Here is a 24,218-nt window from a genome sequence, read left to right as displayed (position 1 = left end):
AGCCCTTTCTTATGGTGTTAAGTCAATAATGATAATACATATATCATCCCGCTGAGGTGAAGCGATGTTACGCTTTTTAACAATGTGCTGCATTAATTGAAAATTATCGCTATGGACGGATTGAAGTAAATGTTCTTTTAAATTATCGGTCCAAAAATGGTGATTCGACATTTCAACAAGCCCGTCTGTAAAGAAAACCATCTTAGTCCGGGAGTTATAATGCAGCTTGCCAGTTTTAATTGCCATATCCGAGATAAGTCCAATAGGCGGGCAGCCATCGTTCATCATCGTTATCTCATTCTCTTCTGTAAGGAAGAAGCCTGAAGGATGACCAGCATTGACATATTCAATTGTGTGTTCTCTCGTATCAATGACAGCGTAAATCGTCGTAAAGTAATAGCTTAGCAGATGATTCTTATTATGTTCCGCGAAAAGAGTATGGATATGTTTATTTAGTTCCTGCATCACAAGAATCGGGTCGATAACCCGTGTTAACAACCCGTGCAACAGAGAGCGGACCGACATACTGATTAAAGCAGCATGAATGCCATGCCCAACAACATCAATTAAGATAACTGAGTAGCGGTGTTCATCAATCTTTACCCAGTAGTACATATCGCCAGACAAGTGCTCAGAAGGTAGGTAGGCTGCACTAATATGTATGTTCTTTTCACATGTCTCGGGTGGAAGGATACCAAATTGAATTTGCCTTGCTAGTTGAACATCTTCCTGCATGCGGGAAAACATATTTGCAAGTTCTTTTTCCCGGTTCATATTTTGCTCTGTTTCCTGCTTCAATCGGTATGCAAGGCGTGTTCTGTTAAGCATTTCTGTCGGGTGAACTGGTTTTTGAATGTAATCAGTAACGCCATGCTCAATCGCCTTTTGCAAAAATGCCATATGGGAGGTATCCGACAGAAGCAAGATTGGGATATGGTGCAAAAGAGGATCTTCCCGAAATAAGGAGCACAGGTTAAAGATTTGTTCACTGCAATTAAAGTCATCCATTAAAATTACATCTGGGAGAGTATTTTCACATGGTGGCTGTGTCTTTACATTTAACAAAAAATGCTTTACACAATCGAGAGAATAATAAGGCATGATGCGATGGTAGCCTTCAGTGATTAAGGCACGATGAAGGATTGTTTGTTCTTCTGCCGAAGGGTGGATTAGCATGATGCGCATATTTTACACTTGTCCTTTCTTAAATGACTGACGAGGCTTTTGCCTATTTTCATTAATTTATCAGATTATTAGTGGAAAATAATTGTGTAATTGTGAAATATCTTTAAATAATGTTCAATTTATTGTAAAACTACTTGCAAACTAGGCCGATTTTCACATATATTTTAATTATAATGTAAATTTGGAAGGCTGTATGTGATAATTGTTAACATTATATAACAATTTGTTAAAAGGAATTTTAAATAGGAATTAAAAAGCGTGGAACATGTCTATATGTAGCCGATAAAAAGGTAAGGCGCATTAATAGATTGGTAATATATGAATGATTGACTCTGTATTGAGGGAGAGAAATAAAATGGGTGGATATAATTTTAAAGACCTTTTGTCTAATCAAGACGGGGCATTTAAGTTTCTGCGAAAAATAGATGAAGAATTTGCAGCTGGGCATTCTGAAAGTAATCAAGTAGGGAGTCAAGTGAATGTTTCACAAAAAGTGAATGAAAAGTTTCAAGAGCTGAAAAACTCCCCCGAAGCAAAACAAATCTTTTTTGTCGGCTTAACACCAGAAGATATCCAACGGTTGGCAGATGTAGAAGAAATCATGTCACGACGTGTCGATGAAGTCGTAAATGCCTTCTACAAGAGATTGACTCAAATTCCGCACCTTTTAGAGATTATCGATAATCATTCTACAATCGATAAGCTTCAACAAACACTTCGTCGTTATTTGTTAGATATGTTCAGCGGGGATGTTGGGAAAGATTACGTCATACGTCGTAAAGTAATTGGAAATGTTCATAACCGAATTAATTTATTTCCAGAATGGTATATTGGTGCATACACGATTATTCAAAATGCCGTGTTAGAAATTTTCATGGAGGAACTACCAGCAGCACGGGTGAAAGAAGTCTATCATTCTTTCATGAGACTTTGTTCATTTGATGTTCAAATCGGTATTTCAACTTATATTGCTTCGTACTCTTCATCAATGATGAAATTGAATGAGGTGGAAGAGCTGCAGCACCGGTTGAGTGAATCATCTTCCTCGCTTGCTGCGAATGCAGAAGAAACGACTGCAACCATTTCAGAGAAAGAACAACATGTTGAAGAAATGATGCAAGGTATTGAAGAGATTCAAATAACCTCTGAGAATATGATTCACAGTGTTGAAGGTGGAAAAGGGAAAGTGACTTCATCACTTGGAGAAATTGATAACATCGTTAACCTTATTACATCAACACAACAGATGACAGAAGAACTGACAGATAGTTCGAATAAAATTGGGCAGGTCGTTAAGGTCATTCGAGATATCTCTAGCCAGACAAACGTTTTATCTTTGAATGCAACCATTGAAGCGGCACGTGCAGGGGAACACGGACGAGGCTTCACTGTCGTAGCAAAAGAAGTCCGAAATTTAGCTCATCAAACAGAAGAGGCGCTTGATCATATCCAAGAACAAATTGCAAATGTGCAAGGGAAAGTTCATCATTTCGAGAGTGCGTTCCAACAAATTGTTGAACAGGCTGGGAGCTTCCGAGACATTAACCGCGGCATTATTGAGGTGCTTGAAGATTCGATTGGCGGCGTGAAAGAAAATGATGAGAAAATCCATGACCTTGGACGCTTCATTATGTCATTTAAAGAAACATTCCGTGAGATCTCCACTGCTTCGCACCAAGTAACAGATATGGCAGAACAACTGGCTTACTTGAATAATGAATTACGTGACAAATTTAAATCCTGATAACGGCTATAGAAAGAAGGGGAGAATATGGGAAATCTCCAACTCAAATATAAAGACCGCACATTCTCTTCACTCGAAGAGATGTCAGATGTACTTTTGCATGAGGTAAATGAACAAATTTTGTATATTGACATGGGTGAAAAACGAAATACAAAAGAAGAGCGCAACATTGCAAAGTTTCGTTTAATGCACCTGCAGCGTGCGTATCGCAATTTTACACCTATCGATTACCGTTCAATGTATAACTCACTGTGGAGTCAACTGTATAGACTCGAACATCAAGATGAATTTAAGCATCCTTATTTAAAAGAAATGATAATGAAATTACAAACCCAACGTGATGTTCGATGATTAAATTTGAACACTGTAAATTAAAAAGAGAAGGCTTAACAGAACAAATGAATAAGATGATCGCTCCGTTACAAACGGAATTGAGCTTAAATGAAGACAGCCTTCTCTTTTACAACGTACGCTTAGCCATATGGGAAGTTTTATGCAATATCATTGAACATTCTGAGGGGAATATTGACAACCAGATTGATATGACGTTGAACTGGACAGATGAAACAATCACGATCACCATTACGGATTATGGAAAGGGTTTTAAATGGAGTGAATGTATTCCAGAAGAACCGCCCGACTTTACTCAAATTGGTGGTCGAGGCCTGTTAATGACAAAAACCTTATGTGATACGTTCACCTTTGATAGAGAAGGAAAAACGGCAACGTTGATATTTAAATATGATGGTCAAAACTAAGGGGGAATCAAGTTGATCACATTCCAAGAAGCAAACTCAACATTAAACATTACAATTAACACTGATATTAATTTCGAAACAACAAGAGAAATGGAGCTTATTCTTCAAGATTATGACATTTCAAGTAATATCACAGAGCTTAACCTTGATTTCAAAGGTGTAAGGTTTGTCGATAGTACAGGAGTAAGTTTGTTAATCAAGTGGCTTCACCCGTTAACTAATTCAAAAATCGTCCGCATTCATAATGCGTCAGCACCGATAAAAAACGTATTACGGATATGTAAATTAGAACAATTTGTAGAAGTAATGTAAAAAAGAGCAGGAGAATCGCAAAGCCTCCTGCTTTTATTTATTTTAAGAAGACGTTATAGGCGTCTTTTTTTATTTCATGAAGATATGTCCGCCAATTCGAGTTACGGTTTGACGTGTATACATCCAATCAGACTCTGCTTTTGCAGGATTGAAATAGAAGAGGGAGCCATGTGACGGGTCCCAGCCTTGAATCGCTTTGTAAACTGCCTTATATTCACTTGGTGTAGGATTAGCAGCATAAAATTGGCCGTCTGCAATCGCTGTAAAGGCGTATGGCTCATAAAGAACACCTTTTACCGTGTTTGGAAAGTCCTCTGATGCTACGCGGTTTAACACGACAGATGCTACCGCTACTTTTCCTTTAAAAGATTCACCACGCGCTTCCCCGTGAACCATCCGTGCAAGTAAATCAATTTCATTTGCCTCTAGTGTTACGCGATCAAGTGCTGTCCACGTACTTGTTCCGACAACTCCGTCAACACCAAGGCCGTTATATTTCTGAAAGTTAAGGACAGCTTGCTTTGTGATCGGACCAAAAATACCGTCCATTTGCCCGTTGTACAAGCCAAGCTGATTAAGACGGTGCTGCAAATCCCATACGTATCCAGCTTGACTTCCCTGCTGTAGAAGTGGTTTCGCTGAGACTGTGTAAGCTTGAACTTGTTCTGCTGGCATTGCCGTATATGCCGTTCCGGTTAACAGTGCAGCTACTGTTAATGTTTTAAGCCATTTTTTCATTCTAAGAACCTCCTAATCATTTATTGTAGATTTACTGGAGCCATGATTTTTTGCACATGTATTATTATAGAGAGGGAAAATTAACCCTCTCAATAGTAGGGTGAAGGTAACAGAAGGAAATGCTAGCATATGTACATAATTTCGTTGAGAATGGAAAAAAGAAGCGTTGTATAATTGAAAAATAAAACATCGAATATTGCAGCTCAAACATGAATACTGTGAGACAACATGTTAGAGTAATGAGTTAAGGTCAGTCATGTAAGTATAGGGGGAAGAAAAGATGCGCAAGACGTTTTATCAATATGTAATGACTTTCAGACCACCTGGAAGTCCTAATTCGTACCGTGAATTTGCGAATAATATTTACAAGGATGGAGCCTTTCCAAAGCATTCAACATCTTATCATGAAATTAGCCAATATTTAGAAACAAACAGCCCTGCTTTGGATGCGATTTCTGTATTTGATGAGCTATGGGAACGTTACGAAATCGAAGGATAAGAAGCTGAATGACCCATCATTCTTACGGTATTTAGTACGAAAATGCATAAACGCGTTAAAGTGATAATATTTTTTGCTCCCAGGCATTGTAATTGCCTGGGTTTTCTTTTATGATAGTGTATAAAATTCAGAACATTTTAACATCTTGGAGGGGGAGAAGACGAATGAAACGTCTAGGAGTACTCGTATTAACAATTTTTATGCTTGTGTTAACAGCCTGTGGGGGCCAGAGCACACAATCACCACCAGAAGAAGAGAAAGAAGGAAGCAGTGGACAAGCTGCTGGTGGGAAAGAAGACATTACAATTGGAATTACACAGATTGTTGAACATCCATCACTTGATGCAGCGAGAGAAGGCTTTGTGAAGGCACTTGAAGAAAACGGCTATGAAAATGTAAAGATTGATACACAAATTGCCCAAGGCGATATGAATACAAACAAAACAATTGCTCAAAAGTTTGTGGGGGACCAAGTTGATCTCATCTTAGCGATTTCAACGCCAAGCGCACAAAGTGTATTAAGCGAAACAGCTGATATCCCAGTCTTATTTACAGCAATTACAGACCCAGTTGGTGCACAACTCGTCCAAAGCTTTGAAAGCCCAGGCGGCAATGCAACAGGTACATCTGACACACATCCAGATGCTATTCCGAAGACGATGGAAGCAATTACGAAATACTTCCCAGAAGCGAAAAACATTGGGGTTATCTATAACTCAGGAGAACAAAACTCTGAAGTTAATGTGAAAAATGCAAAGAAAGCAATGGATGAACTAGGCTTAACACCTGTTGAAGCATCAATTTCAACAACCGCAGAAGTAAAGCAAGCCGCAGAATCACTTGTCGGCCGCGCAGATATTATCTACATTCCGAAAGACAACACAGTTGTGGCAGGACTTGAATCCGTTATCGCCATTGCAAATGAAAATGATATTCCACTATTTGTCGGTGAATCTGATTCTGTAAAACGAGGCGGCTTTGCAGGCTACGGCTTTGAATACACAGACTTAGGCTACAAAACGGGCCAAATGGCGATCGAAGTGTTAGAAGGAAAAGCACCAAGTGATCTGCCTGTCGGTTACCCTGATAACTTAGAGCTTGTTATCAACAAAAAGGCAGCCGAAGAACAAGGCATTGAATTAACAGAGGAAATGAAGAAGGACGCAGTTATTGTCGAATAAACAAAAAGAATGATTGATAAAAGCTTGCAGAATCGTCTGCAAGCTTTTATCATATGAGTGTAGGAAGATTTCCTATTAAAAGATTCTTGACGAAAAAAGAAAGCTTTGCTATTATATTCACTGTCGCTTCAAGGGAACAATATACGAGCCATTAGCTCAGTTGGTAGAGCATCTGACTTTTAATCAGAGGGTCGAAGGTTCGAATCCTTCATGGCTCACCATTTTCATTTACGCGGAGGAGTACCCAAGTCTGGCTGAAGGGAGCGGTCTTGAAAACCGCCAGGGGCTTTGCGGCTCGCGGGGGTTCGAATCCCTCCTCCTCCGCCATAGGGGTATAGTTTAATGGTAAAACAAAGGTCTCCAAAACCTTCGATGTGGGTTCGATTCCTACTACCCCTGCCAATTCTGCGCCCTTAGCTCAGCAGGATAGAGCAACGGCCTTCTAAGCCGTCGGTCAGAGGTTCGAATCCTCTAGGGCGCGCCAATCGCACGACTAAGACTTACCACTTTACAAATGTTTTATATTTGGTATGATAGATGTAGTGCCAGTTATCGTGAAGCTTCTTAAGCTCAATTGCTCCATTCCTCATATGGGGACGTTACGGATTCGACAGGGATAGTTCGAGCTTAGGCTGCGAGTCGAGGGGACCGTCCTCGTTAATAACGTCGCCTAAATTATAACTGGCAAAGAAAACAACTACTCTCTAGCAGCAGCGTAAGCTGCCTAGAGGATCCTGGCTTCCATCGCCCGTGTGGAAGATTGCAGGGTCTCAAACTGAACGGGCTACGCTAACATCCACCGTCTGAGGATGTTAGAAGAGACTAATCAGACTAGCTCCTCGGACGCCTGTTGGTAGGCATAAGAGAGAGCGAATTGCAAATATGCCAACTACACTCGTAGATGCCTAAGTGGCGATGTCTCTGGACGTGGGTTCGACTCCCACCGTCTCCACCAATACATAATTGGTGGTTTTTTTATGGGGTTTTTTAGCTCCCAAGCACAAAAAAAGCCTCGATGGTTGAGGCTTTATTGGAGACACATGAAGAACTCATCAATATTTTCAATTTGAGAAACTAAGTTTGGAACATCACGGAAAGATAGGTTTGTAATGCTACTTTTAAGATAGTAAGTCGTTTCTTGAGTATCTTTCTTTGTACGTGAGCCAAGCTTTGCATTTATAAAGCCTGCCTCTTTCACAACCGGGTTTTCTTCTAAGAACTTTTCAATTCCATTTGACTTTACTGCGTACAGTGTAACATCTTCATTTTTTTCATCCACATATTGTCCAATTAAGTATCCAACAATACTGCTTCCTTGAGTAAGAACTGAAGAGACAAAAAACTTACTGAATGGATTACCTTTTTCTACGGAGTACTCGGCTTTTGTGGCTTTTAACAGGTTATCGTAAGCATTTGCATTAGGTAATACAACACGTATGTTTTCAAACTCCTCAGAACGTCCTAATGAATTGATTTCCTCTGCAGAGTATGTTTTTTTCTTGTCCTTCTTCTGAAGTTCTCCATCGGTTTCTTCTGCCACACTCTCGTGTCCAATGGAAGTTTGCTTTAAGTTTGTCCCAAGTTTTTCGCTAATCATCTCTGATAAAGACTCCTGAATACCTTTTTTTACTAATGGCTTTGCAGTGTTAATGAACTGTTGTGTGACTTTAAACCGAAATCTTTCTTTAATAACAAACTTAACAAAATCATCACTTGGGTCTTCTAAAATCTCTTTAATCACAGATTTGAAAGATTGATAATACATGAGTGACTCAGCTAATGATTTAATTCTTTCATAGTCATAAATATTCTTTGAAAACTGGATTAAATTATTGAAATCTTCTTCCTTGTAATCTAACAAGTTAAAAATGAAGAACGGCTTCGCATCCATAATATTTGCGTTATTTAAGTCTGTAAAAAAGCGATATTCAATACCATTTGTTAAAATTCCTAAACGAACACTCGGGAAAGTACTAAAATAACGACTTAGCTGTGGTGTGCTTTTGTTAATGGATCGATCCTTTGCTTTAACCTCAATAAAAATTTTGGGCACACTATCCATTGAAATAGCGTAGTCTACTTTTTCTTTTTTCTTATGAAAGTCAGCTGTAAATTCAGGCGTAACTTCTTGCGGGCTAAATGTGTCATAGCCAAGACCTCTTAATAACGGCAAAACTAAAAATTGTTTCGTAGATTCTTCATTTTTGATTAATTCATGGTTGTCATCAATTACTTTTGCCAGCGCTGCTAGTGTTTCTTTTAAGTTCATAGTAAACACTCCTTGCACGATTAGTAAAATATAACTATAATATACCATATTATCCAATAATTATAGGAGTTTCGACAAAATAAGGTAGAAATTTACAAAGATTTATTGTAAGAGATGTATGGAGGAAAATTGGTGTCATAGGCTGGTTTGTTATGGGGGTTGGGATAGCCTTAATTCCTTTTGCTGGGACAGAAGGCTTGGAAAACGATTATCCTATAGGCCCGACCAAAATAATGTAAGTTAAAAAGCCAGTATTCCTCTTGTTTTATATGGAAAAAGATAGAACTATTGAAATTATTTACACTGTAGCAAAAAAGCCCTTAAGTAGTTACAAACTTGAGGATATTGTGAGGGGGAAGAATTTTGAAGAGCAATCACCTTGGTGACAAGTTTTTATTATATATAGCTTGGGCTTATTTATCAGCGCTAGTCTATAAATATATTGGACTAGTAGAAATTTCAGAAAAATATGTATCCTCACTAGCTGTGTCTAGTTTTTTCTTTACAATGGGAGAGCTACTTTCATATACTCCGAGAATTAAAGAAGAAAAAAATTGGCTATTAAATTTGTTGGTTAAATTAGTTAATTGGTTGTTAAAAACAGAAGTGTGGAACTTTTTGGCGGTTTTTTGTTTTGTTGTTTTTCCAATGGTCACAGAAGGGATAAAACCTGAAATTGTATCAGAAATAACGATAATTAGTTTTTCTTTTTTATTAATAATCTTTTATTTTAAAGGAAAAAGCGATAGTAAGATAAAGAATGAATTGAGTGCAATAAAAAAAGATTTTAAAAAATTAGAACCTCAAATTGTAGAACAACAATTGCTTTTAGAAAAAATGAAAGCACAAATTGAGCCAGCACAAAGTGTCAACAAGGAAAATATTGAGTTGTTAGAGCTATCATTAAAAGAAACTGAATTATTAAATAAGAGAATAAATAATTATAATTAATAGTCTCATCACCCCATGCAATTGATGTGAACAACACTTTTTCCAAAGAAAATCAGAGAGAGTTTGATAAATTATTTTTTCAATATGCCACTTTGCGTTTGATAAAACTAAATCAGAATTTATGAAAATATGTATCTATTGAGTGGAAAGGAATAATTTTAGCGTTTTACCCAGTTCAGTTTATTCACTGAAGGAAACTTTGTCACTCGCTTTCCAATTTATAGTTAGAGGAGAATTTACAAAATATTGAAGGTGTTTAGATCTTTTTATCGAAATTATGATAAAGAAAAGGGAGGAATAAAGTATGGGAAAGAACCCAACTATAGACCAATATTTAATATCTACTTGTTTGTTTATCATTGATGAATTTAATGAGCAATTCCGGCATGTAAAATCTAAAGAAGAACTTAAGGAGATTGCGAATAATGAATTTAATGAGACTGACTTAGCTTTTAGAGTAGGCTTTCCCTTTAAACAAATGGCTTACTTTGAGAACAAAGATAAAAGAGGAAACTTACCTAAAACAGATATTTATATTAAAGACAAAGATTTTAAAATAGAAGTAAAGTATTTGAGAAATTATTTTGCAAGCAATAAAAAGTCGAATTCAAACAGTACCCCTTGGAAACAAATAAAGTATGATTTTGATTGGTTAATAAGTGAAATTAAGCATGGTAAGAAGTACAAAAGTGTATTTGTAATCGGGTGGTTTAATTACTTTGATTATTTTTCTCAGATAGTTCAATTAGGGAAAGGTGCAGGTTCAATACCTGATTATGATCAAACAAAAGTAGATTATTTTCCGTTCCTTAGAACACATGGCTCTAAAGCAAAAGACCTTGAAATTGCATATGATGTGGCTCACACTGTAAGAGATTCTTTAACCCCAGATATTAAGGGCTATCAGTTACACTGTATGTTAATTGGTAATCAAGAGGATAAATTTAATATGGCACTATATTGGTAACAAAGTATTATCTCATAAGAAACGCTGTTTATTTTAGTAGTTGATTCTAATGAAACTATTTAGTAAAAAGTTTTATAAACCAAAAGCATAGCTAGATTGTAGGAATTCATATTTTATCAGTCAGTTTGGTTTATGCAAACTGGGTAAGAGCGGGGAATATAGTTCATCATAAGACCTGGTTTACTCCAGATTAAATTTATAATGTGGATGTCTTATTGAACCACGAGCACTTGGAACTGTTATGCTTGGATTATCACTATAAAGAGCATATTTGTGTATTTTGTAAATTTTTTAAAAAGTCTACCTCAGTTTTTCCTAATTTTTATTAGAGTATTAGTTGAAAAGAGCGCTTTTCTCACTCAACTCGACCTTTTGTTGCTTCGTTAACTTATTTCATAGCATCCTGTATCTGATTTAAAGGGGATTGAAGAGTATGGATGTATTTTTTAAAGTATATACTGAAACATTTGACAATATCGCATATGCGCTTGGGGGTATTTCTTTAATTGTTATTGTGACAAGCATGTTGATAGGGAAAATATTAATAATGATTAATATTCCTCGAAAGGTTACTGTTAAGATTGTATCAATATACTCCATTATTGCATTGTTATATTTGGTATCTATTTTTGAAAAACATGAAATTTTTATATAAAGGGAAATATATCCTTTTGTTAAATAGAGTAGGTGGAAGGAGAGTGTTGACTTGTATAAATACAGAAATCCGCATTCTGCAGTTGAAAAAATGGTTAACGAATTAGAGGACCAAATTAAGAGTATTTTTGTTTATATGGATAGTAATTATAATGCTATCACGAACGAAGGGGAGAATTATTTACCTGAGGTACATGATCAAATTGTTGCGAAATTAGCTAGTGAAAAATTTGGTATTACACCAAAAGAAGCTGGGGATATCTATGTTGATGTTCAAATTAAAATAGGAGATATGTATAAGTGATGAAGGGGTTAGATATTAAACAAAAAGTTTTATTAGCATATTATACTGAGTACCAAAAGGACTTGCCTGATATGGAAAGCATAACAGCAGAAAAACTTGAATTAAGTAATGATGTTTTTATTGTTGCGTTACAAAAGTTAGTCAACGAAGGTTTGATCACTAATGTGGAGTTTGTAGTAGGTGGACGTGAGAAATTACCGGTGATGGTGAATACTAAGCTTCTAATGGTGTCACCAAGAGGTCTTAGTTATGTAGAGAGTAAATTGAACATCAACCCAACGGATACTGGTGAAGAAAAAACTAGTACAGTAGTTAAGAGATTAACAGAATGGGGTTATAATGAACTAAAAGATATAACAGTGAAGGTTGCAGCAGAATTAATTAAAGGGTAAATACCAACACAACTATGAGTCATTTAATAGCTCACTATAGCTCTTTCTTTAAAAAAGACACTTATATTTCTTTATATTGTAACTTTATAAACATTATTTGCTATAATTATTATTAGGTTCTTTATTTTATCAAAGAAAATAGCGGATTTTGAACTGAATCTACCTAATAATAAATAGATTTGTTCAGAAATCGCTGTCGCACTCTTATGAGTGTGTGGATTGAAATTTGTGTGGGGCAACGATACTCCTAATCTGCCTGGTCGCACTCTATATGAGTGTGTGGATTGAAATCAACATAATGTCTGATAAGTGTTGAGATGTTTCGTCGCACTCTATATGAGTGCGTGGGTTAAAATTTCACTAATCACATTTTTCGTAGCGGATAATAGCAAAAGAAATAACAAATAAAAGGTTGGGGCGATCAAGCAGCTCAACCTTTTCTTCTTAATCGTTTATAGAACGCTCTCATATGAGCAGAAGAGGAACAATCAATTCAAAATTTAAAATTTCACTTACCGTATTTAATTTAATTTTCACCTCAACCTTCCCATAACTTCCACTTCCCAATCGACTAAAAAATAATACAAGTTTACGAATTGATAATCAAGGTTAATCAAAGAATAAGGGAATACGGAATAAAACTAAATTACTGCTAAGGGGAATACCGAGATGAATATTCATGAATTGATTACTGGTATTGAAGAGGTGGAAGGAATAGAAAGAGATAATAACTTCATGATTAAAGGCATCACAGCGAATTCGTTAAAGGTAGAGGAAGGATTCCTTTTTGTAGCGATAAGTGGACATGCTGCTGATGGCCATGATTATATAGCGGACGCGATACAAGCAGGGGCGAGCTTGATTGTTGGAGAAAAGGACCTTGCGTTAGATGTTCCATATATACGAGTGTCCAATAGTCGTAAAGTACTTGCGAAGCTAGCGAGTAAGTTTTATGGAGAGCCTTCACGACGGAAGAGGATGATCGGCATAACTGGTACGAACGGGAAGACGACGACTTCCTATATGGTGAAGCATATCTTAGAGACTGCCGGTTATTCGTGTGCTTTATTTGGCTCAGTGAAAAATATTGTAAACGGACAAGAATTTCCATCAATTAACACTACCCCAGAACCGTTGGAGTTAAACAGGCTGTTGAGTGAAAGTGAAGATGATTTTGTCATTATGGAAGTGTCTTCACATGGGATCTCACAGCATCGGATTGAAGGGATTAGCTTTGATTATGCGCTGTTTACAAACCTGGATCGTGATCATTTAGACTACCATAAGACGATGGAGAATTACTTTGAAACGAAATGTAAGCTGTTTGATCAGCTGAAAGAAGACGGTAGAGCAATTATTTATGCAGAAGACCAGTGGGCGAAGCGATTAGCGGAAGATCTTCGTGCAAAAGGTGTTGCGACGCTTTCGGTTGGGGAAGAGGAAACAAATGATATTCAGCTTACGCATCATTTCAAATCATTTAAATCAATTGGCACGCTGAATCGAAAAGGGACAAACTTAACGCTTGCCTTATCGATTCCAGGTCAGCATAATATTTGCAATGCGTCGCTTGCGTATATCGTAGCAAATGAATGTGGAGTAGAAGCGAATGAAATAACTGCGTCTTTGAAGCATCTTCAACACGTCCCTGGGCGGTTTGAATTAATGAAAACAACGCAAGGGATAACGGTTGTTGTCGATTATGCCCATACGGCTTCTGCTATTTATCATTGCTTGAATACGGCGAAGAAGTCTGGCGCTCGGCGTATTATGCATGTGTTTGGCTATCGTGGAAATCGGGATACAAGCAAACGAGAAGAGATGCTGGCTGTTTCTTCGAAGCTTAGTGATGAATATATCTTAACGCTTGATGATTTGAATCATGTGCCGAAAGAGATTATGGAAGCAGAGATGAACCGACTGCAGCGCGGCTGTGGGCATTCCAATGGTACGTTCTGTTCAGATCGAACACTTGCGATAAAAGAAGCGCTTGAACGTGCTGAGGAAGGAGACTGGGTGATTATAACCGGGAAAGGAAATGAGCCTTATCAGCAAGACTATGCCTTAGCGACAAAGAATGACAATGAAACGGTAAGGTTTGTCGACAATGAATGGTCATTGGAGAAGGAGATCAATCAAATGGCAAGATAAAAGGTCCCGCACAAACGGTTGTGCGGGATTTTTTCCATTTACTCTCGGCCCATTCCTTTAAGAAAGTAGAGGGCCATGGTGATGCTTCGATTAATATCAGGGTCTTTTAATGCTTTTGCTAAGTCCATATAGCTTGTCTTATGGGATTGGCTTTCAGCTTCAGCTGTTTTCAATCCTTCGTTAATACGGCCTGTAATGTTTCGAATAGCAGGTAAATCAAGCTCTCCAAATAGAAACATCATCTCTGGAAGGTTTTCGAATATCTTTGAATATTGGGGTCTATTTAATTCTTCCGAGAAGTTATGAATGGCTTCTTTTTTTTGCTTCGTAAGAGCATACAGTAAATCTAATGTATCGCCATCATCTAAAGCGCGAAGTAGCTTAATTCCTTTTAGCACAGCCTCTTTGTTTTCAGAGAGGGCTTCTTTGATTTCTTGTACGTCTTTATCGACTTGAATTTCTTTAGGGACGTCCATTTTTTTGATATTTGAGATTGCTTTAGCCATCATGATCCACCTTTCTTCCCGGGAATTGGTAGTCATCGCGCTGCCATTTTTCATTCACCTTTACACTTATTTGTGGCTGTCGATTTCCACGTCGATGGTTGTTAGATGGAATAGGCGATTTTCCTTTTTTCTTCAGTACTTTCATTTTCACGGCAATTTCCTTGTAGGTTGGTGTGTCGGAGTCTTTATCAACACGATTATCTGTCAAATAATTGACCGCTGATTTTCCATTTGCACTTAACGGTATAAATAATTCATTGTCGCGGACACGGTCGGTAATGGTAACAGTGCCGGTTGCTTCACCTGCATCGGAAATGAGCTTGACTTCAGCACCTTCCTCTATGTCGCGTTCTTTCGCAAGTGTTGGCGAGACTTCAATGAATGGGTTTGGAGTCTTGCTTACAATGCCCGGCACCTTATAGGTCATGTTTCCTTCATGGAAATGTTCAAGAAGCCGGCCGTTATTGACATGCAAATCATATTCTTCGGTTGTATCAAATGGTAGTTCAAAATCTAATGGATAAAGCTTTGCTTTCCCATCATCAAACGGAAACCCTTCTGTAAAGAGCATCGGCTCGTCTGTGCCATCTTCCGCTACTGGCCATTGCAATGATTGGTACCCTTCTAACCTTTCATAGTTGACCCCGGCAAATAGCGGTGAAATCTTGGCTGATTCCTCCATAATTTCACTCGGGTGTGTGTAGCCCCAATCATAGCCAAATTCTTTTGCGAGCATCATTAAGATTTCCCAATCAGGCTTTGAGTCACCAACAGGTTCAAGCGCTTTGTAGAGTCGCTGAATACGACGTTCTGTGTTCGTAAATGTCCCTTCCTTTTCCAAGCTCGGTACAGCAGGTAGAACGACATCTGCATACTGTGCAGTTGCAGTGAAAAACAAATCTTGAACGATAAAAAATTCAAGCTTTTCAAACGCATCTGTCACATAGTTAATATTTGCATCAACGATTCCAGTATCTTCACCTATGACATAAAATGATTTTAATTTATCTTCATGGATGGCTTTAATCATTTCGTGATTATCCATGCCTGGTTCGCTCGGCAAGTTCACACGCCAAGCTTGTTCATAACGCTTACGAGCTTGCTCATCCGTTGTTTTCTCATAACCAGGGAAGAAGTTCGGCATACTGCCAAAGTCACTGCACCCTTGAACATTGTTGTGACCGCGCAGTGGATAAGCACCTGTGCCTGGTCTTCGATAATTTCCTGTGACTAAGAGAAGGTTTGAAATGGCTGTACTTGTATCGCTTCCTAATGAATGCTGAGTTACGCCCATTGCCCAGCAAATGGCGACCTTATCTGTATGAGCAATTTCTTCTGCTAATTGTTTAAGCGTTTCTGCGGAAATTCCTGTTAGCTGTTCGGCATAATCAAGCGTGAATTTTTGCAGGCTTTCTCGGTATTCATCTAAGCCATTTACCCATTCTTTGAGAAATTGCTTATCTTCCCATCCTTTGTCCAGAATATATTTTGTAATAGCTGAGACCCAGACGAGGTCGGTTCCAGACTTTGGTTGATAGAAGTGATCTGCACGCTCAGCCATTTCGTGCTTACGTAAGTCAAATACAAGTAGCTTTTGTCCGTGAAGCTTTTGAGAACGTTTAATTCTGGATGCTAATACAGGGTGTGATTCAGCAGTGTTTGATCCGATTGTTATAACGAGGTCAGCTGAAGCAATATCGTCAATTGAACCGCTGTCTCCGCCGTGCCCAACTGTCCGAAACAACCCTTTTGTAGCGGGGCTTTGACAATAACGGGAACAGTTGTCGACATTGTTTGTTCCAATAACTTGCCGTGCTAATTTTTGCATAAGATAGGATTCTTCATTTGTTGCTTTAGAAGAGGCGATGAAACCTAATGCGTCGGCTCCGTGCTCATCTTTAATTTCACGAAAGCGATTCGCTATATATGTAATGGCTTCATCCCACTCGACTTCTTCAAACGAGTCGCCACGACGGATAAGAGGTTTTGTAAGCCGTTCTTCACTATTCACGTAATCCCAGCCAAACTTCCCTTTAATACAGGTGGAGATTCCGTTTGCTGGTGCTTCTGAATGTGGATGTACTTTTAATATTTTCCGATCTTTTGTCCAAATATCAAAGCTACATCCAACACCGCAATACGTGCAGACAGTCTTTGTTTTCTTAATTCGTTCCTGGCGCATTGCGGCTTCTGTATCGGAAGCTGCAAATAAAGGCCCGTATCCTGATTCTGCTTTTTTCGTTAGATCAATCATCGAGCGGAGTGTGCCTGGTTTTTGGTCTGTTAAAAAGCCAGCTTCATGCTCCATATCCTTCTCAATCAATGCATTACATGGACAAACAGTCACACACTGACCGCAGCTCACACATGAAGATTGATCAATTGATACATCATTGTCCCATATAACGCGAGGTTCATTGCGCTCCCAATCAATGGTCAGTGTTTCATTCACTTCAACATCCTGACACACTTCAACACAGCGGGCACAAAGTATACATTGGTTTGGATCATAACGATAGAAAGGGTGTGAACGATCAACTTCATATGTGGAAGGTTTGAATTCTTTAGATTGATGATCTAAGCCGAAATCAGCCACTGTGTTATGAATCTCGCATTCGCCATTGTTGTAATCACATACTGTGCAATAGAGTTCATGCTTTTCTAAGATATTATCGAGCGCTTCTTTTTGGGCTTCTTTCACTTGGGGGATTTGGGTGTTGATTTGCATGCCGGCGTCTATTCTTGTTCCGCAGGCACGTTTTAATTCACCATTTACTTCAATGATACATGTATCGCACGTTTCAATTGGACCAAGCGCCTCGTTATAACAAATTTGTGGGATGGTTTCGTCGGTTTCATTGATCAGTTCTAACAAGTTTTGGTCTCGAGCTGCAGTGTAATCATGGCCATTAATCGTAACGGTCGTATGTTCCTTCTCAGGCAAAATGAAATTCCTCCTTCTGCTAGGCTTTTTCTTCATAATGATGAGAACTGTTTATTCGCTTTTCGTGAGTGTAGACATTCATACGGTCCCCTCTTATAAACCCGATAGCAGTAATATTTAAGTCTTGTGCAAGCTGTAATGCAAGGTTAGTAGGGGCTGACTTAGAAAGAACGAGCCCGATTCTCATTTTTGAGACTTTCAACAATACTTCTGAAGAAATTCTTCCACTGAAAATAATCAATTTGTTACGTAAAGGAATTCTGTCTATGAGCACTTTTCCATACAGCTTATCGAGTGCATTATGCCTGCCTATATCCGCGAAACTAATCATTAACCCGTGTTCTGTTGCTATGGATGCTTGATGGACGCCGCCTGTTTGCTGAAACATTGTTGCTTCGTATTGAAATGTGTTCATAAGCTCCATACATTGCGCTGGAGTGATGGTCATTTGTGATGTAATCGTTCTTGCTGTTTTGACATCATTTTTAAAATAAAAAACTCTGCTTTTCCCGCAACAGGAGCCGATCCAGCGTTTTTGAGATGCTTGATCATTTGTAAAAGGTTTATTTAGTTCTACATAAGCAAATCCATCTGTAGAATCAATGGATATCGTCTGAATATCAGAATAAGTAAGGATAATGCCTTCTGAAGCAAGAAAGCCAACGACAAGCTCCTTGAGATTGGCAGGTGTGCAGGCCATCGTAGCAAATTCTTGACCATTAATTAGAATAGTTAGTGGAAATTCTTCAGCGATCACGTCATCTTCATAGCTCATTAAGTGTTTTTGAAATTTAAGTGTCTTCCAAACGTTTGTTCCTTTTTCCATTTCACCCTCCCTCTTTTCATAAAAGGTTTTATATAAAATTTTTTTCCTATTGTGCAGGAGGTGAAACATCTTTTCATTAAATAGGGGAAAACGAAATAGGAGAGATTTCGAGTACAAGTTTGTTAGAATGAAGGACGTGAAATGTTGTACCAACATGAAGAAAGTGAGGCATTGATAATGGAAAAAGTGAAATTAAGTGATAATTTAAAGCTTTCAAGATTAGTGCATGGGCATTGGAGAATGGCAGATTGGAACATGACCAAGGAAGAACGAGTACAATTAGTTGAGCAAACAGCTGAGCTTGGCATTACATCCATTGACCATGCGGATATATATGGTAGTTATACATGTGAGCAGTTATTTGGAGAAGCATTAGCACTAAAGCCAGGATTAAGAAAAGACCTTCAAATCATTACAAAGTGCGGAATAAAATTAAAATCAAAAAACCGGCCAGAACATCAAATCAAATATTATGATACAAGCAAAGAGCACATCTTCCAGTCAGTCGAAAATTCATTAAAAAACTTTCAGACAGATTATATTGATACATTGCTTATACATAGACCAGACCCATATATGGACCCTGAAGAAGTAGCTGAAGCCTTTACAACACTTAAGAAACAAGGAAAGGTGCTACACTTTGGAGTCTCAAACTTTACCCCTTCACAATTTAATATGCTGAGTGAATATTTGAGCTTCCCGCTTGTAACAAATCAAATTGAGATTTCACCGTTGTATTTAGGCAGCTTTGACAATGGGGCGATTGAGCAGTGCCAGCAAAAGGGCATTTCACCAATGGCATGGTCGCCTCTTGCTGGCGGGAAATTATTTAAAGCAGCTAATGAGCAGGCTGTACGTGTCCGCTCAACATTAGAAAAAATTATGGAAGAAGTAGGGGCAGATTCCATCGACCAAGTTGCCTATGCATGGTTATTAAATCATCCAGCCAACATTCTTCCTGTTATCGGAACTGGCAACATAGAACGTATTCGCTCTGCTGTAAAGGCATTAGAGATCAAACTAACACGTCAGCAATGGTTTGAGGTTTGGCAAAGCTCAACAGGCAAGGAAGTTGATTAAAGAGTATTTTTGGCAGTGGTAATGCCTCCATGAATTACTAACAGAAATTAACTTATTTTTATGTATAATGGACCATGGAGGTGTTGCTTCATGGCCTTATTGTTTTTATTGTTTATACCGCTCGCTTCATTACTATACCGAGCGCATCATAATACAAAGCAAGTCCAATTAAATCATGTTCAAATAGATAATGATGGTGAATCATCTCTTCACTTAAACGTACTTCAAATCTCTGATATGCACCTTGAAAACATTTCTGTCTCAGCTCAAGACATTTATGAACAGCTAAAAGACGAACCGATTGACCTCATTGCCTTAACAGGTGATTTCCTTGACCGTAAAAGAAGCATTCCTAAGCTCATTCCTTACTTGAAAGCCTTTAACAAATTAAATCCAAAGCATGGAATCTATGCTGTATTTGGCAACCATGATTATGTCTTACGCAAGAAAAACTTTACAGCATTACAACAAATATTAGAAGCGTATCATTGTAAGACATTACAAAACGAATCGAAGACACTTGAAATTGATGGGCATACGATTCAATTAATTGGAATTGATGATCATAGTACAAACCGTAGTGATGTAGAAGCTGCTTATCAACAAGTAGGAAGCGGCTATCATTTCGTCTTAACTCACGATCCAAACGTTGTCCTTCACATGAAGGGTTATCGTGTTGACTATTTACTTGCTGGTCACTTTCATGGCGGGCAGATTTGCTATCCGAAGGCGTATCACCTTGTGAAGATGGGAAAGCTGCCGCGGATGGATATGGTGAAAGGATTACAGGAATACGACGGAAAACGCTTCTATATTAATGAAGGATTAGGCCAAACCGGCGTCAATATTAGGGTCGGAAGTCGGCCTGAAATCACGATTCACAAACTAATGATTCCATCACAAACAGCTGCGAGTGCTGGATAACAAAAAAGCCAAAAGTCCAATTTAGGTGCTTTTGGCTTTTTCATTTTTATATTTATCAAATAGCGTTTCCGTTGACATGAATAAGTAGGTAGGCTCGTGTTTTGCGATGCTTGAAAGTGTAGGCTGCGGCATAGAAATTAAGTGAATTGGCAGGTGGGCAAACACTTTGAACCATTTATAAAATGGATTGGAAATCGCATGTACTTCAAAGCCAAGTCGTTCACAGCTTTTATTTAAGGCTGTAATTCCGACGATCCCTTTTATTTTATCTCGCTGTGGATGGCTTTGGATATACGAGACAAGCTCTGGTAATGACTCCTGAACAGAACGATAAAGGTAGCGTACTTTTTTTAGCTCATGTTCGAGCGCATTCAGCTCTTGAAGCAGACGGCAGTTGTGCAAATGGACCTTAATAAGTGTATCTTTTCTGTGAATACGTGTGCCATCTGCCAGTGTAACGGGCCGGCCTTTATAAGTGGTAAGCCGAATACGAAGGATATTTTTCTTTTCTTGCAGGTAAGTTAAACGTGTACACCGAAAGTAAAGCGGATCAAAAAACGTCCATAAATTAAGCAAATGTATTCTCATCTCTTCTTCATCCTTTGTAGTCGTCCTGTTTCTAATATTGTGGTTAGACTGAGTTAAGAATATGGGTGGTAAAATATTTAACCGTGATACCGCCTGAAAGGACGTATCGTTTTTTGTTTTGTTTTCAAGAAAAGTGTGAGATAGTAAAATAGCAGTTAGACATATCATTGGAAGCAAGGAATGAGTTGAGCGATGAGTATTTTTTCGTGGAAAAGAGCCTATCCATTATCCACGTTGACAGCCTTTTATGAAATAAAGAATGAGGCGAAATTTGGCTCACACCTCTTTTCTTAAGTTGGTGCTGAGCTTACCCATTATGCTTATTTCCATTCCTGGGTTGAGAGGGGGAGCTCAGAATGCTTGTTGTAGAAAATTTATTAAAAACATATGGTGAAAAAGTATTATTTGATCACATTTCGTTTTCGGTATCTGAAAGGGAGCGAATTGGTTTAATAGGGGTGAACGGCACAGGGAAGTCAACCCTCTTGAAGGTCCTTGCGGGTATTGAGTCAGCTGAAGAAGGTCAGATGTTTCATTCTAACCAATTCCGTATCGAATATTTAGACCAGGATCCTGATTTTGAGGAAGAACTGACAGTGCTTGAGCAAATTTATTATGGTGATTCACCGCTTATGCGGGTGATGAGGGCTTATGAAGAAGCATTGCTTGAGTTAAATGAAGATGCGACAAATTCAGCAAAACAAGAGCAGCTTCTTCAAATGCAACAAAAGATGGATGAACAAAATGCATGGGAAGCCAATACATTAGCAAAAACTATACTCACGAAGCTAGGTATTAAAGACTTTACAAAGAAGGTAAATGAAGTATCAGGCGGACAGAAGAAGCGGATTGCGATTGCGAGGTCATTAATCCAGCCAGCAGACTTATTGATTTTGGATGAGCCGACTAACCATCTTGATAATGAAACAATTGAATGGCTTGAAACCGCTCTGTCACAATATAAGGGCTCACTTATCGTCGTTACGCATGACAGGTATTTTCTTAACCGCGTAACGAATCGTATTTTTGAGCTAGACAAAGGAAAGCTGTATACATATGAGGGCAACTATGAGGTCTTTCTGGAGAAGAAGGCTGAAAGGGAAGAGCTTGAAATCAGTGATGAGCGCAAACGTCAAAACCTTCTTCGCAAAGAATTAGCATGGCTAAGACGCGGTGCAAAAGCACGGACGACAAAACAAAAAGCCCGTATTCAACGAGTTGATAAGCTTCAAGATACGAAGGGACCAGCTGCAGGAGGCCAGCTTGATATTGCGATTGGCTCAACAAGGCTTGGAAATGATGTGCTTGAGCTTGAGGACGTGACAAAAAGCTATGGTGAACAAACTGTTCTGAATGATTTCAATTATCTTGTTGTGCCAAATGAGCGTCTTGGCATTATCGGACCAAACGGAAGCGGAAAAACAACCTTACTGAATATGATGGCCGGACGTGTAGAACCAGACAGCGGCACCATCAAAACAGGTCAAACCGTCAAAATTGGCTACTATACACAAGAAAACCTTGATTTAGATGAAAGCTTACGCGTTGTGGAATATATTAAGGAAGAAGCAGAGGTTGTTCAGACAGCAGATGGGCAAGTCATTACAGCTGAACAGATGCTAGAACGGTTTTTGTTCCCACGAAGTATGCAGTGGACGTACATTCATAAGCTGTCAGGCGGGGAACGGCGTCGTTTGTATTTGCTTCGCGTGTTAATGGGCGAACCAAATGTGCTGTTTTTAGATGAGCCGACCAATGATTTGGATGTCCAGACATTAGCAATCCTCGAGGACTATTTAGAATCATTTCCTGGCGTTGTTATTACTGTATCCCATGATCGCTATTTCTTAGATAAAGTTGTTGACCATCTGATTTGTTTTCATGGAAATGGTGTGATTGACCGTTTTCAAGGTAATTACAGTGACTATTTAGAAAAACAAAAGCTTGAAAAAGAAAGCAGTACAAAGCAACCAAAAGAAAAGCACGAGGCACCAAAAGTAGAAGCAAAACCGAAAAAACGAAAGAAGCTATCTTATAAAGACCAAATTGAGTGGAATGAAATTGAAGACCGCATTACAAACCTCGAACAATGTAATGAGGAACTACAGCAAAAAATCGCAGAGGCTGGCAGTGACATTGGGGCAGTCAATGACTTGTTCAAAGAACAGCAACAAGTCGAAGAAGAATTAGAGCAAGCGATGGAGCGGTGGGAAGAGCTCTCATTATTAATGGAAGAAGAATGATTGGAAATCTATTGTACTCCCTCGTAATGTTAAATATTGTAGAAAACGTTATTGTTATGTAATATTAGAGGTAACAGGATCAAATCGAGGATGTGACAAGGTTGAAAAAAGAACAACTACTGAAAGAAACGTGGGATTGGGGTAAAACATTTCTCATCGTGTTTGGAATCGCTCTTTTTGTAAAAATCTTCTTATTTGCGCCATACTTAGTTGAAGGTTCATCAATGGAAGGTACATTAAAAAACCATGATCGGGTGTTGGTGAACTCAGCTGTCTATTTATTTGATGAACCAAAACGGGGCGATGTTGTTATATTACGGGCAACGGAAGATGAGAATTATGTGAAGCGCGTTATTGCGATTGCTGGTGATAAGGTAGAAGTACGGGACGACACGCTTTATATTAATGATCAACCTGTAAAAGAAGATTACCTAGAAGAAAAGAAAAAACAAGCAAAACAGCAAGGCCTGAACTTAACAAATGATATACCACCGCAAGTGATTCCAAAAGGTCATGTTTTTGTGCTTGGAGATAATCGTCCAAATAGCCTAGATAGTGAAGAGCTCGGTTCATTTGAAGTCCAGAAAGTAATCGGAAAAGCAGAGTTCGTCTTTTATCCTTTTGATACATTTCGGTTTATTCAATAAGAAGAGTGCAGAAAAGCTTGCAGCAAAATTGCAAGCTTTTTTTGTTATACAAAAAAGAACCACACCGAAAAATTGGTGTGGTTTTTCTATATCGTCTGCTATAAAAAAATTTAAACGTTCAAGTGCTCATTGGGTGGTGAGCTGATTAAAACTTTAAAATCTTTTGAAGTGTTTTATACTTACGCTCCGCTTTGTTCAAAGCTTTTTTTGAACCAAATAGGAAGTTAAACATTAGGATTCCTCCTTAGTAGTAATTATCATCTTGCTTAATGCTATTATAACAAAAATCTGATGATAATCAATATCATTTGAACAAAATTGTATACCAAAATGCGATTTTTTTATAAAATGTTCA

At 38.3% G+C, this 24,218-nt stretch carries 22 protein-coding genes, 4 tRNA genes and 1 other RNA gene; 20 read left to right on the top strand and 7 right to left on the bottom strand.

The window, feature by feature from the left end; all coding sequences use genetic code 11:
* Positions 1 to 9 precede the first annotated feature (9 nt).
* Entirely contained in the window at positions 10 to 1,185 is a 1,176-nt protein-coding gene (locus LC040_08615) for a SpoIIE family protein phosphatase (GenBank protein ID WLR52931.1), read from the bottom strand.
* A gap of 355 nt (positions 1,186 to 1,540) precedes the next feature.
* On the opposite strand from LC040_08615, the gene LC040_08610 reads away from it, so the two are divergent.
* The 4 genes from LC040_08610 to LC040_08595 are packed head-to-tail and all read left to right on the top strand — an operon-like array spanning position 1,541 to position 3,999.
* Entirely contained in the window at positions 1,541 to 2,929 is a 1,389-nt protein-coding gene (locus LC040_08610; protein ID WLR52930.1) for a globin-coupled sensor protein, read from the top strand.
* 27 nt (positions 2,930 to 2,956) lie between these two features.
* Complete coding sequence (locus tag LC040_08605; protein WLR52929.1) at positions 2,957 to 3,280, top strand: hypothetical protein; 324 nt, start codon at positions 2,957 to 2,959, stop codon at positions 3,278 to 3,280.
* Positions 3,277 to 3,687 carry an ATP-binding protein gene (locus LC040_08600; GenBank protein WLR52928.1) on the top strand — a complete coding sequence of 137 codons (411 nt, stop codon included), beginning with the start codon at positions 3,277 to 3,279 and terminating at the stop codon, positions 3,685 to 3,687. The genes LC040_08605 and LC040_08600 overlap by 4 nt, the downstream gene beginning before the upstream one ends.
* A gap of 12 nt (positions 3,688 to 3,699) precedes the next feature.
* Positions 3,700 to 3,999, top strand: a complete 300-nt coding sequence (locus tag LC040_08595; protein WLR52927.1) for an STAS domain-containing protein — start codon at positions 3,700 to 3,702, stop codon at positions 3,997 to 3,999.
* Between the two features lie 69 nt (positions 4,000 to 4,068).
* Here the strand turns inward: LC040_08595 and LC040_08590 are convergent, their stop codons facing one another.
* Complete coding sequence (locus tag LC040_08590; GenBank protein WLR52926.1) at positions 4,069 to 4,737, bottom strand: cell wall hydrolase; 669 nt, start codon at positions 4,735 to 4,737, stop codon at positions 4,069 to 4,071.
* 280 nt (positions 4,738 to 5,017) lie between these two features.
* Between LC040_08590 and LC040_08585 the strand changes: the two genes are divergently transcribed.
* The 7 genes from LC040_08585 (at position 5,018) to ssrA (ending at position 7,372) form a co-directional block, all read left to right on the top strand.
* Positions 5,018 to 5,236, top strand: a complete 219-nt coding sequence (locus tag LC040_08585) for a YozE family protein (protein WLR52925.1) — start codon at positions 5,018 to 5,020, stop codon at positions 5,234 to 5,236.
* 164 nt (positions 5,237 to 5,400) lie between these two features.
* Positions 5,401 to 6,417, top strand: coding sequence for an ABC transporter substrate-binding protein (locus tag LC040_08580; GenBank protein ID WLR52924.1), 1,017 nt, complete (start codon positions 5,401 to 5,403; stop codon positions 6,415 to 6,417).
* 145 nt (positions 6,418 to 6,562) lie between these two features.
* Positions 6,563 to 6,638, top strand: a tRNA-Lys gene (locus LC040_08575).
* Between the two features lie 13 nt (positions 6,639 to 6,651).
* Positions 6,652 to 6,744: transfer RNA gene (locus LC040_08570), tRNA-Ser, on the top strand.
* A 1-nt stretch (position 6,745) separates the two neighbouring features.
* Positions 6,746 to 6,819, top strand: a tRNA-Trp gene (locus LC040_08565).
* Between the two features lie 5 nt (positions 6,820 to 6,824).
* Positions 6,825 to 6,901, top strand: a tRNA-Arg gene (locus LC040_08560).
* A gap of 108 nt (positions 6,902 to 7,009) precedes the next feature.
* Positions 7,010 to 7,372, top strand: a transfer-messenger RNA (tmRNA) gene (ssrA, locus tag LC040_08555).
* Between the two features lie 72 nt (positions 7,373 to 7,444).
* On the opposite strand, the gene LC040_08550 is transcribed toward ssrA, so the two are convergent.
* Positions 7,445 to 8,686, bottom strand: a complete 1,242-nt coding sequence (locus LC040_08550; protein ID WLR52923.1) for a type I restriction endonuclease — start codon at positions 8,684 to 8,686, stop codon at positions 7,445 to 7,447.
* 363 nt (positions 8,687 to 9,049) lie between these two features.
* Between LC040_08550 and LC040_08545 the strand changes: the two genes are divergently transcribed.
* From LC040_08545 to LC040_08525, 5 genes are all read left to right on the top strand, one after another.
* Entirely contained in the window at positions 9,050 to 9,637 is a 588-nt protein-coding gene (locus LC040_08545; protein ID WLR52922.1) for a hypothetical protein, read from the top strand.
* Positions 9,638 to 9,941: 304 nt separating this feature from the next.
* Positions 9,942 to 10,604 (top strand): hypothetical protein, encoded by a 663-nt coding sequence (locus LC040_08540; protein WLR52921.1) that lies wholly within the window; start codon positions 9,942 to 9,944, stop codon positions 10,602 to 10,604.
* 706 nt (positions 10,605 to 11,310) lie between these two features.
* On the top strand, positions 11,311 to 11,562 hold the full coding sequence (locus LC040_08535; GenBank protein ID WLR52920.1) for a hypothetical protein: 252 nt from the start codon (positions 11,311 to 11,313) through the stop codon (positions 11,560 to 11,562).
* Positions 11,562 to 11,954, top strand: coding sequence for a hypothetical protein (locus LC040_08530; GenBank protein WLR53235.1), 393 nt, complete (start codon positions 11,562 to 11,564; stop codon positions 11,952 to 11,954). The genes LC040_08535 and LC040_08530 overlap by 1 nt, the downstream gene beginning before the upstream one ends.
* Positions 11,955 to 12,623: 669 nt before the next feature.
* A complete protein-coding gene (locus tag LC040_08525; protein ID WLR52919.1) occupies positions 12,624 to 14,105 on the top strand; it encodes a UDP-N-acetylmuramoyl-L-alanyl-D-glutamate--2,6-diaminopimelate ligase in 1,482 nt (493 codons plus the stop codon).
* Positions 14,106 to 14,143: 38 nt separating this feature from the next.
* On the opposite strand, the gene LC040_08520 is transcribed toward LC040_08525, so the two are convergent.
* The 3 genes from LC040_08520 to fdhD are packed head-to-tail and all read right to left on the bottom strand — an operon-like array spanning position 14,144 to position 18,381.
* The gene (locus LC040_08520) at positions 14,144 to 14,614 is read right to left on the bottom strand and encodes a DUF1641 domain-containing protein (GenBank protein ID WLR52918.1); all 471 of its coding nucleotides are present in this window, start codon (positions 14,612 to 14,614) and stop codon (positions 14,144 to 14,146) included.
* Positions 14,604 to 17,591 carry a formate dehydrogenase subunit alpha gene (gene fdhF / locus LC040_08515; GenBank protein ID WLR52917.1) on the bottom strand — a complete coding sequence of 996 codons (2,988 nt, stop codon included), beginning with the start codon at positions 17,589 to 17,591 and terminating at the stop codon, positions 14,604 to 14,606. The genes LC040_08520 and fdhF overlap by 11 nt, the downstream gene beginning before the upstream one ends.
* Positions 17,575 to 18,381, bottom strand: a complete 807-nt coding sequence (gene fdhD / locus LC040_08510; GenBank protein WLR52916.1) for a formate dehydrogenase accessory sulfurtransferase FdhD — start codon at positions 18,379 to 18,381, stop codon at positions 17,575 to 17,577. Before fdhD ends, fdhF begins: the two co-directional genes overlap by 17 nt.
* A 177-nt stretch (positions 18,382 to 18,558) precedes the next feature.
* On the opposite strand from fdhD, the gene LC040_08505 reads away from it, so the two are divergent.
* The gene (locus tag LC040_08505) at positions 18,559 to 19,461 is read left to right on the top strand and encodes an aldo/keto reductase (protein ID WLR53234.1); all 903 of its coding nucleotides are present in this window, start codon (positions 18,559 to 18,561) and stop codon (positions 19,459 to 19,461) included.
* A 90-nt stretch (positions 19,462 to 19,551) separates the two neighbouring features.
* A complete protein-coding gene (locus LC040_08500; protein WLR52915.1) occupies positions 19,552 to 20,385 on the top strand; it encodes a metallophosphoesterase in 834 nt (277 codons plus the stop codon).
* A 21-nt stretch (positions 20,386 to 20,406) separates the two neighbouring features.
* On the opposite strand, the gene LC040_08495 is transcribed toward LC040_08500, so the two are convergent.
* A complete protein-coding gene (locus tag LC040_08495) occupies positions 20,407 to 20,973 on the bottom strand; it encodes a hypothetical protein (GenBank protein ID WLR52914.1) in 567 nt (188 codons plus the stop codon).
* A gap of 356 nt (positions 20,974 to 21,329) precedes the next feature.
* Between LC040_08495 and LC040_08490 the strand changes: the two genes are divergently transcribed.
* Together LC040_08490 and lepB are read left to right on the top strand one after the other, a co-directional pair.
* Positions 21,330 to 23,216, top strand: a complete 1,887-nt coding sequence (locus tag LC040_08490) for an ABC-F family ATP-binding cassette domain-containing protein (protein WLR52913.1) — start codon at positions 21,330 to 21,332, stop codon at positions 23,214 to 23,216.
* A gap of 101 nt (positions 23,217 to 23,317) precedes the next feature.
* Positions 23,318 to 23,863: a signal peptidase I gene (gene lepB, locus LC040_08485; GenBank protein WLR52912.1), complete on the top strand. Its 546-nt coding sequence runs from the start codon at positions 23,318 to 23,320 to the stop codon at positions 23,861 to 23,863.
* Positions 23,864 to 24,218 lie beyond the last annotated feature (355 nt).

This window comes from Bacillus tianshenii, from assembly GCA_020524525.2.
GTDB lineage: Bacteria > Bacillota > Bacilli > Bacillales > Bacillaceae_N > Bacillus_AV.
Note: the sequence above shows the minus strand (reverse complement) of the source record. Positions and strands in the feature narration are given on the sequence as shown.

Bases quoted from the DNA above. Each gene is read 5' to 3' on its own strand.
- LC040_08615 (WLR52931.1), bottom strand. From the start codon at position 1,185: ATGCGCATCATGCTAATCCACCCTTCGGCAGAAGAACAAACAATCCTT.
- LC040_08610 (WLR52930.1), top strand. From the start codon at position 1,541: ATGGGTGGATATAATTTTAAAGACCTTTTGTCTAATCAAGACGGGGCA.
- LC040_08605 (WLR52929.1), top strand. From the start codon at position 2,957: ATGGGAAATCTCCAACTCAAATATAAAGACCGCACATTCTCTTCACTC.
- LC040_08600 (WLR52928.1), top strand. From the start codon at position 3,277: ATGATTAAATTTGAACACTGTAAATTAAAAAGAGAAGGCTTAACAGAA.
- LC040_08590 (WLR52926.1), bottom strand. From the start codon at position 4,737: ATGAAAAAATGGCTTAAAACATTAACAGTAGCTGCACTGTTAACCGGA.
- LC040_08585 (WLR52925.1), top strand. From the start codon at position 5,018: ATGCGCAAGACGTTTTATCAATATGTAATGACTTTCAGACCACCTGGA.
- LC040_08580 (WLR52924.1), top strand. From the start codon at position 5,401: ATGAAACGTCTAGGAGTACTCGTATTAACAATTTTTATGCTTGTGTTA.
- LC040_08550 (WLR52923.1), bottom strand. From the start codon at position 8,686: ATGAACTTAAAAGAAACACTAGCAGCGCTGGCAAAAGTAATTGATGAC.
- LC040_08540 (WLR52921.1), top strand. From the start codon at position 9,942: ATGGGAAAGAACCCAACTATAGACCAATATTTAATATCTACTTGTTTG.
- LC040_08530 (WLR53235.1), top strand. From the start codon at position 11,562: ATGAAGGGGTTAGATATTAAACAAAAAGTTTTATTAGCATATTATACT.
- LC040_08525 (WLR52919.1), top strand. From the start codon at position 12,624: ATGAATATTCATGAATTGATTACTGGTATTGAAGAGGTGGAAGGAATA.
- LC040_08520 (WLR52918.1), bottom strand. From the start codon at position 14,614: ATGATGGCTAAAGCAATCTCAAATATCAAAAAAATGGACGTCCCTAAA.
- fdhF (WLR52917.1), bottom strand. From the start codon at position 17,591: ATGAAGAAAAAGCCTAGCAGAAGGAGGAATTTCATTTTGCCTGAGAAG.
- fdhD (WLR52916.1), bottom strand. From the start codon at position 18,381: ATGGAAAAAGGAACAAACGTTTGGAAGACACTTAAATTTCAAAAACAC.
- LC040_08505 (WLR53234.1), top strand. From the start codon at position 18,559: ATGGAAAAAGTGAAATTAAGTGATAATTTAAAGCTTTCAAGATTAGTG.
- LC040_08500 (WLR52915.1), top strand. From the start codon at position 19,552: ATGGCCTTATTGTTTTTATTGTTTATACCGCTCGCTTCATTACTATAC.
- LC040_08495 (WLR52914.1), bottom strand. From the start codon at position 20,973: ATGAGAATACATTTGCTTAATTTATGGACGTTTTTTGATCCGCTTTAC.
- LC040_08490 (WLR52913.1), top strand. From the start codon at position 21,330: ATGCTTGTTGTAGAAAATTTATTAAAAACATATGGTGAAAAAGTATTA.